The 16,668-nt window shown below is 69.4% G+C and carries 14 protein-coding genes; 5 read left to right on the plus strand and 9 right to left on the minus strand.

The window, feature by feature from the left end; all coding sequences use genetic code 11:
- Positions 1–9: 9 nt before the first annotated feature.
- Genes ACEI37_RS05800 through ACEI37_RS05810 form a run of 3 tightly spaced genes read left to right on the plus strand, consistent with a single transcriptional unit; the run spans position 10 to position 2,385 of the window.
- Entirely contained in the window at positions 10–1,698 is a 1,689-nt protein-coding gene (locus tag ACEI37_RS05800; RefSeq protein WP_373375839.1) for an FAD-dependent oxidoreductase, read from the plus strand.
- On the plus strand, positions 1,688–1,915 hold the full coding sequence (locus ACEI37_RS05805) for a hypothetical protein (protein ID WP_373375840.1): 228 nt from the start codon (positions 1,688–1,690) through the stop codon (positions 1,913–1,915). The genes ACEI37_RS05800 and ACEI37_RS05805 overlap by 11 nt, the downstream gene beginning before the upstream one ends.
- Positions 1,912–2,385 carry a MarR family winged helix-turn-helix transcriptional regulator gene (locus ACEI37_RS05810; protein ID WP_373375841.1) on the plus strand — a complete coding sequence of 158 codons (474 nt, stop codon included), beginning with the start codon at positions 1,912–1,914 and terminating at the stop codon, positions 2,383–2,385. The genes ACEI37_RS05805 and ACEI37_RS05810 overlap by 4 nt, the downstream gene beginning before the upstream one ends.
- Before the next feature lie 4 nt (positions 2,386–2,389).
- Here ACEI37_RS05810 and ACEI37_RS05815 read toward each other — a convergent pair whose 3' ends face one another.
- The 6 genes from ACEI37_RS05815 to zwf form a co-directional block, all read right to left on the minus strand.
- Positions 2,390–2,845, minus strand: a complete 456-nt coding sequence (locus ACEI37_RS05815; protein WP_373375842.1) for a YccF domain-containing protein — start codon at positions 2,843–2,845, stop codon at positions 2,390–2,392.
- A gap of 358 nt (positions 2,846–3,203) precedes the next feature.
- Positions 3,204–4,529: a sensor histidine kinase gene (locus tag ACEI37_RS05820; protein WP_373375843.1), complete on the minus strand. Its 1,326-nt coding sequence runs from the start codon at positions 4,527–4,529 to the stop codon at positions 3,204–3,206.
- On the minus strand, positions 4,529–5,242 hold the full coding sequence (locus ACEI37_RS05825; protein WP_373375844.1) for a response regulator: 714 nt from the start codon (positions 5,240–5,242) through the stop codon (positions 4,529–4,531). Before ACEI37_RS05825 ends, ACEI37_RS05820 begins: the two co-directional genes overlap by 1 nt.
- 2 nt (positions 5,243–5,244) lie before the next feature.
- Positions 5,245–6,258, minus strand: a complete 1,014-nt coding sequence (glk, locus tag ACEI37_RS05830; protein WP_373375845.1) for a glucokinase — start codon at positions 6,256–6,258, stop codon at positions 5,245–5,247.
- Between the two features lie 45 nt (positions 6,259–6,303).
- On the minus strand, positions 6,304–6,984 hold the full coding sequence (gene pgl / locus ACEI37_RS05835) for a 6-phosphogluconolactonase (RefSeq protein ID WP_373375846.1): 681 nt from the start codon (positions 6,982–6,984) through the stop codon (positions 6,304–6,306).
- 34 nt (positions 6,985–7,018) lie between these two features.
- Complete coding sequence (gene zwf, locus ACEI37_RS05840; RefSeq protein ID WP_373375847.1) at positions 7,019–8,476, minus strand: glucose-6-phosphate dehydrogenase; 1,458 nt, start codon at positions 8,474–8,476, stop codon at positions 7,019–7,021.
- Positions 8,477–8,694: 218 nt separating this feature from the next.
- Here zwf and edd point away from each other — a divergent pair, with 218 nt between their 5' ends.
- The gene (gene edd, locus ACEI37_RS05845; RefSeq protein ID WP_373375848.1) at positions 8,695–10,542 is read left to right on the plus strand and encodes a phosphogluconate dehydratase; all 1,848 of its coding nucleotides are present in this window, start codon (positions 8,695–8,697) and stop codon (positions 10,540–10,542) included.
- Here the strand turns inward: edd and ACEI37_RS05850 are convergent.
- The 3 genes from ACEI37_RS05850 to ACEI37_RS05860 all read right to left on the minus strand — a co-directional run bounded on the left by ACEI37_RS05850 (position 10,539) and on the right by ACEI37_RS05860 (position 14,101).
- A complete protein-coding gene (locus ACEI37_RS05850) occupies positions 10,539–11,486 on the minus strand; it encodes a mechanosensitive ion channel family protein (RefSeq protein ID WP_373375849.1) in 948 nt (315 codons plus the stop codon). The genes edd and ACEI37_RS05850 overlap by 4 nt on opposite strands.
- Before the next feature lie 319 nt (positions 11,487–11,805).
- On the minus strand, positions 11,806–12,684 hold the full coding sequence (locus ACEI37_RS05855; protein WP_373375850.1) for a helix-turn-helix domain-containing protein: 879 nt from the start codon (positions 12,682–12,684) through the stop codon (positions 11,806–11,808).
- Positions 12,685–12,853: 169 nt separating this feature from the next.
- The gene (locus ACEI37_RS05860; protein ID WP_115682062.1) at positions 12,854–14,101 is read right to left on the minus strand and encodes an MFS transporter; all 1,248 of its coding nucleotides are present in this window, start codon (positions 14,099–14,101) and stop codon (positions 12,854–12,856) included.
- Between the two features lie 322 nt (positions 14,102–14,423).
- Between ACEI37_RS05860 and ACEI37_RS05865 the strand changes: the two genes are divergently transcribed.
- Entirely contained in the window at positions 14,424–16,619 is a 2,196-nt protein-coding gene (locus ACEI37_RS05865; RefSeq protein ID WP_373375851.1) for a TonB-dependent receptor family protein, read from the plus strand.
- Positions 16,620–16,668: the final 49 nt, after the last annotated feature.

Genomic DNA, 16,668 nt, shown 5'->3' on the forward strand with positions numbered 1-16,668 from the left:
TCGCCCGTCATGCCAGACCTCCATGCTCCTCACCTGCCGGTGCCGCCCGCACCGCCGCCCGATTCGTCCCGTCCCTGGCCGCAGCGCATCCCGGTCCTGATCGCCGGCGGCGGCCCGGTCGGCCTGACGCTGGCCGCACTGCTGGCGCGCCAGGGCATTGCCACGCTGGTGGTGGAAGCCGACGACGGCTACTGCGCCGGCAGCCGCGCGATCTGCATGGCACGGCGCTCGCTGGAAATCCTGGGCTGGGCGGGCGCCGACCGGGCCACGGTCGAAACCGGCCTGCCCTGGGTCGGCGGGCGCAGCTACTACCGCGACACGCAAGTGCTGCACTTCCAGATGCCGAGCGAGCCGGGCGAGCGCTTTGCGCCGATGGTCAATATCCAGCAGTACTACTTGGAGGCCTTCGCGCACGATGCCGCGCTGCGCGGCGCGTCGCCTGCCGAGGTGCGCTTCGCCGCGCGCCTGCGGACGCTGCGCCAGCACGCCGGCGGCGTGGTCGCCGAGATCGAGACCGGCGCTGGCGCGGTACAGGTCGATGCGCAATGGCTGGTGGCTTGCGACGGCGGACGCAGCACGGTACGCGAGCAACTGGGCCTGCGCATGGAAGGGACACAGTACGAGGGCCGCTACGTGATCGTCGATATCGTGCAGAAGACGCGGCGCGCGGTCGAGCGGCTGGCCTGGTTCGACCCGCCCTCCAACCCGGGCTCGACCCTGCTGATGCACCGGCAGCCCGACGACGTCTGGCGCATCGACTACCAGATCCGCGACGACGAAGACCCGGACGAGGCGGTCAGGCCGGAGAACGTGCTGCCGCGCGTGCAGAGCCACCTCGACATGATCGGCGAGACAGAGCCGTGGCGGCCGCTGTGGATCTCGATGTACAACGCCAAGTGCCTGACGCTGCAGGATTACCGCCACGGCCGTGTCCTGTTCGCCGGCGATGCCGCGCACCTGGTCCCGATTTTTGGCGTGCGCGGGCTCAATTCGGGGCTGGACGATGCCGGCAACCTGGCGTGGAAGCTGGCCTGGGTGCTGCGTGGCCAGGCCGGCGACAGCCTGCTCGATACCTACTCCGCCGAACGCCTGCACGCCACGCGCCAGAACCTTGCCTACGGCGCCAAGAGCACTGAGTTCATGGCGCCGCCCGACTTCGCCTTCAAGCTGATGCGCGAAGCCACGCTGCGGCTGGCGCCATCCGAGCCGGCGGTGCGTTCGCTGATCAATCCGCGGCAGTCGGCACCGGTTGCCTATGTCGATTCGGCGCTGAACGGCCCCAGCGACTTCGGCGACGACTGCCCGGGCGCGGCACCGGGCGTGCCCGCGCCGGAACTCCGCGTGGACGGCCCGGACGGCATCCGGCATCTGACGCAATGCTTCGGGCAGCGCTTCACGCTGCTCTGGTTCGGGCATGCCGCCGATCGATCGGCGCTGCCGGAGCCGCTGGCCGCGCTCGCGCAGGAACATCCGCAAGCCGTGCAAGCGCACCAGGTGGTCACCGGCGCCCCGGCCGGCGCCACCGCGCTGGCCGACGTCGATGGCCAGGCCCACCCCCGCTATGGTGCCAACCCAGGCACGCTGTATCTCATTCGTCCCGATGGCTATGTGCTGGCACGCTGGCGCGAACCGTCATGGGACGCCGTGCGCGCCACCCTCGCCCCCCTGCTGCAAACCGGAGCCCGCCATGCAAGCTGAAGACCTCGACCAGGCCTATACCCGACTGTGCGAAGCCATGGGCCGCACCGGCGAAGCGCGTGCGCCGCTGCTGCTGGCGATGGTGTGCCTCGGCCTGATGAGCCGCCAGCAAGCGCTGGCGCCGGTGCTGGCGCTGATCGACGAGGCCGAGGCCCGAAGCCGGCAAGAGGGGCCCGGGGGCTCTACAATGCCGACGCCCGAATCGGAAACACCATGAAGCCACTGCCACGCCTCGAACAGTTCCTGACCTACCGCCTGCACCAGGTCAACAAGCTCAGCGACAAGGACAGCGCCGCCGCCTACCTGGAGCAATGCGGGCTGCTGCTCAGCGAGGGGCGTTGCCTGGCGGCGATCGGCGCCTTCGCGCCGCTGTCGGTCAACGCCCTGGCGCAGCGCGCCAACCTGACCAAGGGCCAGGCCAGCCGCTCGGCACAGGCGCTGGTGGCACGCGGGCTGGTCAGCAAGGAAGCCAGCGCGGCCGACGGGCGCGGCGTGGTGCTGTCGCTGACCCCGCAGGGCAAGCCGCTGTACCGGCAGGCGATCGCCATGATCGCCCGGCGCAATGAGGAGATCTTCGGTTGCCTGAGCGAAGACGAGCAGGCACTGCTGGGCAGCCTGCTCGACCGGCTGGTGGCGCACGCCGGCCAGCAGGACGCGGAAGGCCCCGACGACGACGCGGACGCCTGAGCGCTCAGCGGCGCAGGTTGTCCACCTGCGCGCGGGCGCCGTCGCGGCGCGCGGCCTCCGCCATCTCGTTGCTGACCACGGTCTGTCCGATCGGCGCCAGCGCAATACCGGCCAGCTTCAGGTGCTGGATCGCGAACGGGATGCCGATGATGGTGACGAAGTTGGCCACCGCCGCCATCACGTGCCCGATGGCCAGCCACACGCCGGCAAAGACAAACCACAACACATTGCCCACCAGCCCCAGCGCGCCGGTGCCGACATCGTCGCGCCCGGTCAGCTCGCGCCGGCTGATGGCCTGCTTGCCGAACGGAACGAAGGTGAAGCTGCCGATCACGAAGCAGGCCTTGCCCCAGGGAATGCCGATGATCGAGATAAAGGCCAGCAGCCCTGCCAGCCACCAGGCCAGGCCCATCACCACGCCGCCAAGGATGAACCAGAGGAAGTTGCCGATCGCGCGCATGCTGTCGTTGCACCAGTGAGGAGAGGAACACGCATGATACGCAATGGCGTCGCGCCGGCATGGCGCCAGAGGGTTTGCGCGGCAAAAGCGTACCCGTTTCTGCGTGCTGCGGTGGGGCCAGTCAACGCCATGCCGCGGCGCCTTCGGGCAGGCGATAACGCTTGATTTGACTGCGTAGCCAGCGCACGCAACCGCGTCGCATTCCCGGCCTGCGGGCGCAAAGCGTACCCGTTTCTGCGTAGCGATCGATGGGGTGTCGCTTTTGGCAAGCCCTGCGCAAGGCAGAAGACAAACTGGATTTGCGCTCCCGCTTCAGCCAGTTTCGCAACGGGCAGGCCGCAATGTTTGCCGACGCAGGCTAAGCCGGAAACACCACCCTGACCCGCAACCCCGGCCGGGCATCCTCCAGCACCACCCGCGCGCCATGCGACTGCGCGATCTCGGCGACGATGGCGAGCCCCAGCCCGCTGCCGCCGGTCGGCGCATCGGCGACGCGATAGAAGCGGTCGAACACCCGCGCGCGTTCTTCGGCGGGGATGCCGGGTCCGTTGTCGCTGACCACCAGTTCGACGCTGCGGCCGTCGGCGGTGCGCCGCACCGCCACGTCGATGCGGCCGCCAGCGGGGATGTAGGCGAGCGCGTTGTCCAGCAGGTTGGTCAGCAGGATGCGCAACGCATCGGCGTCGCCGCGCACCACGGCGGGGTTGGCGTCGGTGCTGCCGTCCAGGCCCAGGTCGATGTCGCGATCGAGCGCGGCCTGGGCCATTTCGGCGACCACGGCGGCGGCCAGTTGATGCAGTTCCACCGGTTCGTGCGGGGGCACGGCCGCGCCCGGTTCCTGCCGCGCCAGCGTCAGCAGTTGCGTGACCAGGTGGGTCAGCCGCTCCAGCCCCTGGCGCAGCTTGGCGATGGCTTCGTCGCGCGCGGCGCCGTCGTCGGCCCGTTCGACCAGTTGAGCCTGCAGCTGCAGCGCGGTCAGCGGCGTGCGCAGCGCGTGCGCGGCATCGGCGACGAAGGCGCGCTGGGTGTCGATGGCATGCGAGAGCCGCGCCAGCAGCTGGTTCAGCGCCGCGCTCAGCGGCGCGATCTCGTCGGGCATCGGGCGCACCGCCAGCGGCGCGAGCGTGTTGGCGTCGCGCGCACGCACCTCGGTGGCAATCTCGCGCAGCGGCCGCAGGCCGCGGCCCACCGCCATCCACACCAGCCAGCCCAGCAGCGGCAGCAACAGCAGCAGCGGCGCCACGGTGCGCAGCGCCATGCGCGCGGCCAGTGTGCGCCGCGCGCTCATCGGCTGCGCGATCTGCACCACGGCCGGCCCCAGCTGCATGCTGTACAGACGCCATTCGCCCTGCTGCGTGGTCACGTTGGAGAACCCCAGCTCGGCGCGCGCGGGCAGTGCCGGATGCGAGTGCGACAGGTAAAGGCTGCGCCCGGAGCCATCCCAGATATGGATCACCACGTCCTCGTCGGCATGCGCGAGGTCGCCGGGCGCGCCGACAAAGGGCGGTGCCACCGGGTTGGGGAACTGGCTCGGCAGCGCCGCGGCCATCTGCTTCATCTGGTAGTCGAACAGCGCGTTGGCCTCCTGCCGCGCCTGCCCGTAGATCAGCGCGGTGGCGATGGCGATCCCGACTATCAAGCCGGCCGCCAGCCAGGCCAGCAGCGTTCGCTGGATCGAGCGCATCAGCTGCCCTCCTCCTCGCCATCGCCCGCCGCTTCGCTGTCGAGGCGCGGCACCACGTAGCCCACGCCGCGAATATTGCGGATCAGCGCCGCGCCGAACTTCTTGCGCAGCGCGTGGATGTAGACCTCGACGGTATTGCTGCCGACCTCGTCGTCCCAGCCATAGAGCCGCTCCTGCAGCTGCGGCACCGACCACACCTTGCCGGGGCGCGCCATCAGCGCGGACAACAGCGCGAACTCGCGCGCCGACAGCCGCACCGGTTCGCCGCGGCAGGTGGCTTCGCGCGTGGCGGGGTTGAGCACGATGTCGCCGTAGCTGACCAGCGGTTCGGCGCGCCCGGCGGCGCGGCGTGCCAGCGCATGCATGCGCGCGGCCAGTTCCTGTAGGTCGAAGGGCTTGACCAGGTAATCATCGGCGCCGGCATTGAGCCCTGCAACACGGTCAGCGACGGCGTCGCGCGCGGTCAGGATCAGCACCGGCGTAGGCACGCCACGCGCCCGCAGCGCGCGCAGCACCTCCAGGCCGGGGCGGCGCGGCAGTCCCAGGTCGAGCAGGATCAGGTCATAGCAGGCCTGGTTGTCCTGCACGGTGGTGGCCGCGGCCAGGCCCGCGTCGCCGTCGCGCACCCAATCGACGGCAAAGCCTTCCTGGCGCAGCGCCAGCTTGACGCTCTCGCCGATCATGGCGTCGTCTTCGACCAGCAGCACGCGCATGGCTAACCGTTCCCGTCCGCGCCACCGAGGCGTTCGGCCAGCGCCTGCGCCAGCCCCGCCAACGCCGGATGGCTGGCGGTGATGACATGGACCGGCACCGCCTCGAGCCAGCCGCGCATGCGGCCCTTGGCGACAAAGCGCTCGGCGAACACCGAGTCCCGCAGCGCCGGCACGAAGCGCGGCAGGATGCCGCCGCCCAGATAAACCCCACCGCGCGCACCGATCACCAGCGCGATATCGGCCGCGACCGACCCCAACAGCCCGAAGAACACCGCCATGGCGCGCTGGCACAGCGGGTCGTTGCGCTCGAACGCGCCCGCGGTGACCTGCGACGGCTGCAGCGGCGCGAGCAAAAGCGTACCCGTTTCTGCGGCCAGCGCGGCATGGATATGCGACAGGCCGCTGCCGCTCAGCAGCCGCTCGGCCGAGACCCGGCCGACGTTGCGATGCGCCGCGCGCCAGGCGATCCATTCATCGTCGGTGTCGGGCATCAGCTCGATATGGCCGCCTTCGCCGGCCAGCGCCACGGCCTGCCCGCCCGGCGCCGGCACCAGTCCGGAAACGCCCAGGCCGGTGCCGGGCCCGACCAGCGCCAGCGGCGCGGTGCGCACCGCGGTGCCGGCGCGCACCTGCGCCAGGCCGTCGGCGGGCAGGTGCGGCAGGGCCAGCGCCAGCGCGGTGAAGTCATTGATCGCCACCAGCGTCTGCAGCCCCAGCGCGCGCCGCATGCCGTCGATCGAGAAGGTCCAGTTGTGGTTGGTCAGCCGGACCTGGTCGCCGGTCACCGGATTGGCCAGGCCGATCGCGGCGTGGCGCGGCGTGGGCTGGCCGGACCCGGCGAGGCCGTCGAGGTACTGGCGCAGCGCCGCCTCCAGCGACGGGAAGTCCGCCACCTTCAGCGCCGTCACCGGCCCGATCCGCATGGGCGCGGTCTCCAGCGCAAAGCGCACGTTGGTGCCGCCTACATCGCCGAGCAGGCGCGGGAAGTCAGCGGAGAAGGATGCGGTAGTGGCCATGGCAGCGGATCTCGTTCCTCGCGCAAGGGTGGGGCAAGTGGGCGGTCAGGTCTTGAACACGTCAAACCCGTGCCGGTGCCGCGACAGCACCAGGCTCACCGGCAATGACGGCGTGGGGCCCTGCAGCGCGCGCTCCAGCACCGCGGCCTTGGCCGCGCCGGAGACGGCCAGGAACACGCGCTCGGCGGCCAGCAGCGCGGCCAGGTTCAGGGTGATGCGCGCATGCGGCGCCACCGACGGATGGGTGATGGCGTAGCCCGGCTGCGGCTCGCTCAGCGCGCTCTGCAACTCGGGCGCATCCGGGAACAGCGAGGCGGTATGGCCGTCCTCGCCCATGCCCAGCACCACCACGTCCGGCTGGCGGAACGCGGCGTTGGCGCGCGCCACCGCCTGCGCCGGCGCGGCGGCGTCCTGTGCATCGGCAATCAGCGGCACGAAGGCGGCACTGGCCGCGGCCTCGCGCAGCAGGTGGGCGCGCACCAGTGCGGCGTTGCTGTCGGCGTGGTCGGGCGGCACCACGCGTTCGTCGACCAGCGTGATGGTCACCGCGTCCCAGCGCACGTGCCGGTGGCGCAGCCGCTCGAACATTGCCACCGGCGAGCGCCCGCCGGAGACGGCCAGCACCGCCCAGCCCTTGACGCGCACGGCGAGCTCCAGCGCATTGCCGATCGAGATCGCCAGGGCCTCGGCCTGGTCCATCGGCGTGGGATGTTCAAACAGGCGCATGGCGGCTTCCTTTGCAGTGGTGCGAGCCGATGGCTCAGGCTTCCTCGTGCCACAGGCCGCCGTCGCGCGACATCAGCGCCGACGATGCCGCGGGCCCCCAGGTGCCGGCGGTATAGGGCTTGGGCGGAACGGTGCTGGCTTCCCAGGTGTCGATGATGGGCTCGACCCAGCGCCACGCCTGCACCTGCTCGTCGCGGCGCACGAACAGACCCAGCCGGCCGCGGATCACGTCCAGCAGCAGCCGTTCATAGGCGCCGGCGCGGCGCACCTTGAACGAGTTGGCGAAATCCAGGTCGAGCGAGGTGGGCGTCAGTTCCAGCGTATCGCCGGGCTGCTTGACCAGGCAGTACAGGCGGATGCTTTCCTCGGGCTGCAGCTGGATCACCAGCCGGTTCTGCGGCGACTGCGTCAGCGGCCGCGGGAAGATCGCGTGCGGCACGTCGCGGAAGTGGATCACGATCTCGGCCACGCGCGACTGCATGCGCTTGCCGGTGCGCAGGTAGAACGGCACCCCTTCCCAGCGCCAGTTGGCGATCTCGGCCTTGATCGCGACAAAGGTCTCGGTACGGCTGTCCGGCGCGATGCCCTCTTCCTCGAGGTAGCCCGGCACCGGCTTGCCGCCGATCGCGCCGGAGCGGTACTGGCCGCGCACGGTCTTCTCGGCCACGTCCTGCGGCGTGATCGGCCTGAGCGCCTTCAGGATCTTGATCTTCTCGTCGCGAATGGCGTCTTCGCTGAGGCTGGCGGGGGGCTCCATCGCCACCATGCACAGCAGCTGCAGCAGGTGGTTCTGCACCATGTCGCGCAGCGCGCCGGTGCGGTCGTAGAAATCGCCGCGCGTTTCCACGCCCAGTTCTTCGGCGATGGTGATCTGCACGTCCTGCACCCACTCGCGGCGCCACAGCGGCTCGAACAGCGCGTTGCCGAAGCGGATCGCCATCAGGTTCTGCACCGACTCCTTGCCGAGGTAATGGTCGATGCGGTAGATCTGCTCTTCGGCAAAGAATTTCGCCACCGCCGAGTTGATGGCCTCGTTCGATTCCAGGTCATGGCCCAGCGGCTTTTCCAGCACGATGCGCACATTGGGCGCGTGGCGCGTGTTCAGGCCGGTGCGCGCGAGCTGCTCGCAGATCGACACGAACAGGTGCGGCGCGGTGGCCAGATAGCACACCACCACTTCGGGCTTGCGCGACAGCAGCTGCTCGGCCAGCGCATCGAAATGCGCCGGCACGCGTGCATCGGCCTGCACGTAGACGATGCGTGCGCAGAACCTGTCCCATGACTCAGGCGGCGCATGGGCCAGCGCGGGCCGCACGGTCTGTTCCAGCGAGGCGATGTAGTCCGCGCTCGACATCGGCTGGCTGCCGGTGGCGAGGATGCGTGCGGCCGGATGCAGCAGCCCCGCGTGGTGCGCATCGAACAGGGACGGCAGCAGCTTGCGCCGCGCCAGGTCGCCAGTGCCGCCAAACAGCACCATGTCGAAATCAGGCATGCTCACCCTGCGCTCCTTGAGGATTCGAGTTGTCGCGGCCAGCGCGCGATGGCCGGCCGGGTAGCGGCCAGTTTACGTGAGTCGCTACGGCTTGGCGAGGCAAGCGTACCCATTTCTGCGTGGTTCGCGTTGGCCACCGGCTGTCGACCGGCAGCCCCTCTGCCGTGCAGGGCCCGGCAAAGTGCGCTAGGCTGAAAGCTCCCCCGCAGGAGAACCCCATGCCATGTCATCCAGTGCTCGAGCGGGTCACCGCCCGCATCGTCTCCCGCAGCACCGCCTCGCGCCAGGCGTATCTTGACCGCACCCGCGCCATGGCCGGGCAGAAGGTCGAACGCGCGCAGCTTTCCTGTACCAACCTCGCCCACGCGGTGGCCGCCATGCCGGACGCCGCCAAGATCCGGCTGAAGGCCGACGAGCGGCCCAACCTGGCCATCGTCTCGGCCTACAACGACATGCTGTCCGCGCACCAGCCCCTGGCCGCGTTCCCGCAATGGCTCAAGGAAGCCGCGCTCGAAGCCGGCGGCACCGCGCAATTTGCCGGCGGCACGCCGGCGATGTGCGACGGCGTCACGCAGGGCCAGGACGGCATGGACCTGTCGCTGTTCTCGCGCGACGTGATCGCGCTGGCCACGGCGGTGGCGCTGTCGCACCAGATGTTCGATGGCGCGCTGTACCTCGGCGTGTGCGACAAGATCGTTCCCGGCCTGGTGATGGGCGCGCTGTCCTTCGGCCACCTGCCCGCGGTGTTCGTGCCCGGCGGTCCGATGACCACCGGCATCAGCAACGACGAGAAGGCGCATACGCGGCAGCTCTATGCCGAAGGCAAGATCGGCCGCAAGGAGCTGCTCGAGGCCGAAACCCGCTCCTACCACGGGCCGGGCACCTGCACCTTCTACGGCACCGCCAATTCGAACCAGATGCTGATGGAAATGATGGGCCTGCATCTGCCGGGCACGGCCTTCGTCAATCCCAACACACCGCTGCGCGAAGCGCTGACGCGCGAGGCCGCGCGCCAGGCGTTGAAGCTGGTGCATGGCGGCGAGCGCTATACGCCGGTGGCCGAGGTGCTGGACGAGCGCGCCTTCGTCAATGGCATCGTCGGGCTGCTGGCCACCGGCGGCTCGACCAACCATACGCTGCACCTGATCGCGATGGCGCGCGTGGCCGGCATCGTGCTGAGTTGGGACGATTTCGACGAACTGTCGGCGGTGGTGCCGCTGCTCGCGCGCGTGTACCCGAACGGCAAGGCCGACGTGAACCAGTTCCAGGCCGCCGGCGGGCTGCCGGTGGTGATCCGCGGCCTGCTCGCGCTCGGTCTGCTGCACGACGACGTCACCACCATCGTCGGCCGCGGGTTGCAGGACTACACGCGCGAGCCCGTATTGCGCGATGGCCAGTTGACGTGGATCGATGGTCCGGCCGCGCCGCTCGACGACAGCATCGTGCGCGCCGCCGATGCGCCCTTTGCCCCGGACGGCGGCATCAAGCTGCTCGACGGCAAGCTCGGCCGCGCGGTGATCAAGACCTCGGCGGTCAAGCCCGAGCACCAGGTGGTGCAGGCGCCGGCGATCGTGTTCGAGCATCAGGACGATGTGCTGCACGCCTTCAAGCGCGGCGAGCTGGAGCGCGACTTCGTTGCGGTGCTGCCATGGCAGGGCCCGGCCTCATGCGGCATGCCGGAGCTGCACAAGCTCACGCCCGCGCTGACGGTGCTGCAGGAGCGCGGCTTCCATGTGGCGCTGGTGACCGACGGACGCATGTCGGGCGCATCGGGCAAGGTTCCGGCCGCCATCCACGTCTGCCCGGAAGCGCTGCGCGGCGGAGCGATCGCGCGCGTGCGCAGCGGCGACATGATGCGCGTCGACGCGACCACCGGCACGCTCGACGTGCTGGTGCCCGACGACGCATGGCACGCGCGCACGCCGGCGCGCCCGGACCTGAGCGCCAATCGCCATGGCGTCGGCCGCGACCTGTTCGCGACCTTCCGCTGCCAGGTCAGCACGGCCGAAAGCGGGGCCTGCACGCTGTTCTCGGACGAGGGCGAGGCGCAGGACGCGCGCGGCTAGCCCGGTTGCCGCGCCGGCTGGCGCGGCGGCTGGTGCGTCGACGGCGCGGCCGGCCGCGGCGCAGCCGACGGCGCGCTGTCGGCTACCTTCACCACGCCCGGCACCGACGACGCGCCCGGCACGTGCAGCTCCTGGATCGGCACCGCCAGCTTGCTGCCGGCCTGCTCGAGTACCTGCTTGATGCGCTCGTAGAAGGCGAAGCGCACGTTCCAGTAATCGTCGTTCGAGGTCCAGTAACGCACGTTCAGCGTAATGCCCTGCTGCGTGTAGTTGACCACCATGGTTTCGGGGGCGGGCTCGGCCAGTAGCCGCGGCTCGCGCGCCAGCATCGCGCGCAGCGCTTCCAGGCTGCGCTGCACGTCGCTGTCGAAGGTCACCGTGGCCTCGATGTCGGCGCGCCGCGTCGCGTTCTCGCTGTAGTTGGTGATGGCGCTGCCCCACAGCTTGCCGTTGGGCACGCGCAGGCAGACGCCGTCGAAGGTGGTCAGCTCGGTCATGAAGAGCCCGGTCTCGCGCACGGTGCCGGCCACGCCCTGCGCGTCGATGTACTGGCCCACGCGGAACGGGCGCAGCAGCACCAGCATGATGCCGGCGGCAATGTTCTGCAGCGTGCCCTGCAGCGCCAGCCCGATCGCCAGGCCGGCGGCGCCCAGCATGGCGATGATGCTGGCGGTCTGCACGCCGAACTGCGACAGCACCAGCACGATGGTCAGCACGCGCACCATCCACTGCAGCGCATTGGCCAGCAGCGGGCGCATGGTGGCATCGACATGGGTGCGGCCCAGCGCAGCGCGCGCCGCGGTGCCGACTCGGCCCGACAGCCACCAGCCGATCATCAGGATCAGGATGGCCGCCAGGCAGTTCATGCCCTGGTTGATGGCGAAGCGGACCAGGTAGGACCAGCCCGCCTCAAGCTGGTCGGCATCGATAAAGTTGAGATCCATGGGAGCGGCTCCGTGTGCGGTTGTTGTCAGGGTTGTCGACGGTGCTGGCCTGGGGCGGCGATGCGTACCCGTTTCTGCGTGCCGTGGCGATGCTCGGGCAGACTTGCCGGAACGCTGGTCGGAGATTCATGTTTGACAAATTGATGCGCATTGAATGCACGATGTCAGACGATCACCGACAAAGCCGGAAACACGACACATAGAAGGGGACAAGCGAAGTGGAAGCGGGTTCCCAGGACTTGGGGCCGGATTCGTGGGGTGTGGGTGCCAGGCCTTGCGCCGCAACGGCTGGCGCCGGCCGGCCGCAAGCGCGTAGGGGTTAAGCGCCCGCGCGCCAGGCGCCGGGCGTCACGCCGAATGCAGCCTGGAAACGGCGGCTCAGGTGGCTGGCGGAGGCAAACCCGGCGCGGGCAGCGACTTCATGCAGCGGGCGGCGCGGGTCGGCCAGCAGCCGTTGCGCCCGCTCCAGGCGGGTCTGCAGCACCCAGGCATGGGGCGGCATGCCGAACGAGATACGGAACATGCGCGCGAAGTGGAATTCCGACAGCCCCACCATGGCCGCCAGTTCGCCCAGTGTCGGGTTGCTGTCGGGATGGCTTTCGATCCAGTCGCGCACGGTTCGCCGCGCCTGCGCCGACAAGCCACCGCGCCAGTCGGCCGGGGCGGCGCGGCCGGCGTGGGTCAGCACCAGGTGGCTGAGCGCCTCGTGGGCCAGCGCATTGCCGGCCATGCGGGCCTCGGGCAAGCGCCAGTCGAGCGCGGCAAGCTGCTGGCTCAGGGCATGCAGGCGAGGATCGTCGGCAAAGGTCAGGTCGCGCAAGGCCACCGAGCGCGGTTCGCGGTCGAGCACGCGCACGCAGTGCCAGGCCAGGGTTTCCGGCCGGAAATACAGATGCAGAAAGCGCTGCGGGCCGCCGACATGCCAGCGCGACTCATGATCGGCCGGCAACAGGCACAGCCTGCCCGGGGCGCCCCTGTTGCCGGGCTGGTCGCGCCGGTACGTGGCGTGGCCGCCCTGCAGGTAGACCGACATGGTGTGGTGGCCGGGCCGCGCATAGCCGGTGCTGTCGTCCCGATTGCGCCACAGCGCTACGCCCAGGCCGTCGCCCAGCGGGGCGGCACGCTCCAGCGAAGCGCGCGAGCCGCTGAGCGCGGCAAACACCGCGTGGCGCTGGAGCGGATCGGTCGGCAAGGTCATGGGACGCAAGGCATGGTGGGAGGCGGGCGGCGATGATCGGCACGAACTTTCAGCGACGAAAGTTGGCGCGAGAGGCGTCACTATACCGCCGCCAGCGCCACCGCCCGCACGCAGAAACGGGTACGCTCCGGCCATTGCCATGCTGGCCTGCACGCGCGATGCGGCCGATTTACGCGGGATGTTCATGGAGCTTGTCGCGCGCCGCCAGCGCCGGGAACAAGCGCATCCACACCGCCACCACCAGCAGCGTGCCGACACCGCCCAGGACCACTGCGCCCACCGGGCCGAACAGCGCGGCGGTGACGCCTGACTCGAACTCGCCCAGCTGGTTGGAAGCGCCGATAAACACCGAATTGACGGCGCCGACACGGCCGCGCATATCGTCGGGGGTATCGAGCTGGACCAGCGTGGAGCGCACCACCACGCTGATCATGTCGGAAGCGCCCAGCACCACCAGCGCCGCCATCGACAGCGGCAGCCAGGTCGAGACCCCGAACACCACCGTGGCGACGCCGAACACCGCCACCGCGGCGAACATCACGCGTCCGGCGCGCCGGTTCAGCGGATGGCGCGCCAGCCACAGCGCCATCGCCAGCGCGCCGATGGCCGGGGACGAGCGCAGCAGTCCCAGCCCCCACGGCCCGGTATGCAGGATGTCGCGCGCGTAGATCGGCAGCAGTGCCGCGGCGCCGCCCAGCAGCACCGCGACCATGTCCAGCGAGATCGCGCCCAGCAGCACCGGGCGGCTGCGGATATAGGCGAAACCGGCAAAGACGGTGCGCACGCTGACCGGCGCGGTCAGCCGCTGCGCCGCCTGGCGCAGCGTGATGCCGCCCACCAGCAGCGCGGCGATGGCAAACAGCGTCGCGCTCAGCGTGTACACCACCCCCGGTCCGGCCACATAGGCGAAGCCGCCGATGGCCGGGCCGATGATGATGGCGGCCTGCCCCGCCGAGCTTGCCAGCGCCACCGCGCGCGGCAGCTGGCGCGGCGTGACCACGCTGGGCAGCAAGGCCTGCAGCGTCGGGTTCTCGAACGCGCGCGTTGCGCCGATCAGCGCGACGAAGACAAAGATGTGATGGCTGTCGATCCAGCCGCCCAGGCTGGCGGCAGCCATGCCGGCGGCCAGCAGCGCCTCGAGCGACTGGCAGGTGCGCACGATGCGGCGCCGGTCGAAGCGGTCCGCCACGTGGCCCGACATCAGGATCAGCGCAACCGACGGCAGGAACTGCACCAGCCCGACCATGCCCAGCATCAGCGGGTCCCGCGTCAGGTCGTACATCTGCCAGCCCACCGCCACGGTGAAGATCTGGTAGCCGATGGTGGTGCATAGCCGCGCGAACCAGTAACGGCGAAAGACGGAATCACGGAAAACGCTGTCCGGCTCGGCGGCCGGAACGGTGGCAGGGGAAGACATGGATGGGGCAGGAAGGGAGCGGAGCGTGCGCACGGGAAGCGGATTCGCGGCGCGCAAAGGGCAGATTCTAAAGCGTGCGCTTAATTGCTGCATGCAAATGCCCACGCCTGCACACGGCACTTTCGCAATGTGCCGAATGAAGCGCTAATCTTGCCTCGTTGTCAGCACAATGATGCAGAGACGCGACACGCGCCGACTGCGCAGCAGCAGGCTTCTCGCCTTTGAGAATCACTCGCATTTATAATCGCCGCCCATTGGCGCGACCGTCCGGACCACCGCTTCCGGCGCAGCGGGACGCGCCGCTCTCCCCAGGAACCTCACCTTGCAGCCCGCTTTCCGCCTGACCGGGGGGGCCATCGGCGCCGCCCTGCTGTTTGCCCAGCTTGCCGCCACGCCGGCCCACGCCGCCGAACCGGCTTCCGCAACGCCCGTCACCCCTGCCGCAGCAAACGCTGCAGCCAATGCCGAAGCCACGCTGAACACGGTCACCGTGGTCGGCAACTGGCTGGAAAACGCCAACGAGGCCAAGGTGCTGGAGCATCCGGGCGCGCGTACCATCGTCGACCGCGAGACCTTCGCCGAAGCCGGCGCCAACAATGTGCGGGAGGTGCTGCGCCGCATTCCGGGCGTGCAGGTGCAGGAGAACAACGGCACCGGCGGCAGCGATGTCTCGCTCAACGTGGGCGTGCGCGGGCTGGCCTCGCGGCTGTCGCCGCGCTCGACCATCCTGATGGACGGCATCCCGCTGGCGGTGGCGCCCTACGGCCAGCCGCAGCTGTCGATGGCGCCGCTGTCGCTGGGCAACCTCGAGACCATCGACGTGGTGCGCGGCGCGGGCTCGGTGCGCTACGGCCCGCAGAACGTGGGCGGCATCATCAACTTCGTGACGCGCCCGATCCCGACGACCTTCGCCGCCGATGCCTCGGTCTCGACCGACATCTACAGCCACGGCAGCAACGTCAAGACCAACCCGACCGCATTCATCGGCGGCACCAACGAGCAGGGACTGGGCGGCGCGCTGCTGTACTCGGGCATCCACGGCAACGGCTATCGCGCCAGCAACGACCACGTCAATATCGACGACCTGCTGCTCAAGGGCGCGTACCGGATCTCGAAGACCGACTCGCTCAGCGCCGCCTTCCACTACTACGAAGGCACGGCCGGCATGCCGGGCGGCCTGACGCCGGGGCAGTACGCCGCAGACCCGTTCCAGTCGGTGCGCCCCTACGACAACTTCAGCGGGCGGCGCCACGATTTCAGCCTGAAATACAGCCACAACGACGCCGACCGCAAGTTCGAGGTGCTGACGTACTACACCGACAGCTTCCGCGGCAGCAATATCGAGCAAGAGGACGTCCGGAGCAACGCGAACCCACGTCCCTTACGCCTGACAGCGGCTCCACGCAACTATCACACCTTCGCAATCGAGCCGCGATACTCGCAACTGTTTCGTGGCACTAGCATCAGCCATGAGGTCAGCGTCGGCTACCGCTTCCTGCGCGAAGCCAGCGACGAGCAAGCCTCGCGCACCGTCTTCTACCCGGCTGGCTCGATCGACCCCACGACTTTGCCTTCGCCCGTCTACCAGTGGCGCACCGGCGGCACCACGGCCAATGCCGTCTATATCGACGACACCATCAACGTCGGCAACTGGACCATCACGCCCGGGCTGCGCTACGAGTTCATCCGCTCGTACGTGACCGACCGCTTCAACGGCGTGCGCCGCGACGTCTCGTCCAACGAGCCGCTGCCGTCGCTGGCGGTGATGTACCACGTCAGCGACCAGTGGAAGCTGTTCGCCAACGCCGGCGTGTCGTTCGGCCCGCTGCAGTATTTCCAGATCGCGCAGACCACCAATGGGCTGACGCCGGAGAAGGCCAAGACCTACGAGATCGGCACCCACTTCAACGCCAATGGCTGGGGCGGCGAGCTGACGCTGTTCAACATCGACTTCGACGACGAACTGCAGCTGCGCGGCAGCACCGGCGGCTCGCCCGAGGCGTGGACCAACCTGGGCGCCACCACCCACCGCGGCGTGGAATCGTCGCTGCGCTATGACTTCGGCGCGCTCGACAAGTCGCTGATGGGCCTGTCGGCGTATGCCACCTACACCTACACCGAAGCTACCTACAACCAGGGCAACTTCGCCGGGCGCGACCTGCCGTTCTATTCGCGCCATGTGGCCACGGTGGGCATGCGCTACGCCCGCAACCGCTGGTCGTTCAATGTCGATGGCTTTGCGCAGTCCAAGCAGCATTCGCCGGGGGACCCGAGCAATTCGACCACCTACCAGACCGCGGAAAGTGCCAACGGCGCGCTGGGCGATATCCCGGGCTATGCGCTGATGAACCTGCGCGTGGGCTATGACTTCGGCAAGGCGGCGCAGAACCTGAAGCTGGCGGTGGGCGTGAAGAACGTGTTCGACAAGCGATATTTCACGCGCTCGACCGACAACAATGCCGGGAAGTATGTGGGCATGCCGCGGACGTTCTATATCCAGGCGTCGCTGGCGTATTGATTGGCTGTAAAAGCGCCAGGCAAACTCTCAGAACAGCAAAACGGCTCGC

Origin of the sequence: Cupriavidus nantongensis, from assembly GCF_041726985.1 — a bacterium.
GTDB classification, from domain to species: Bacteria; Pseudomonadota; Gammaproteobacteria; order Burkholderiales; family Burkholderiaceae; genus Cupriavidus; species Cupriavidus nantongensis_A.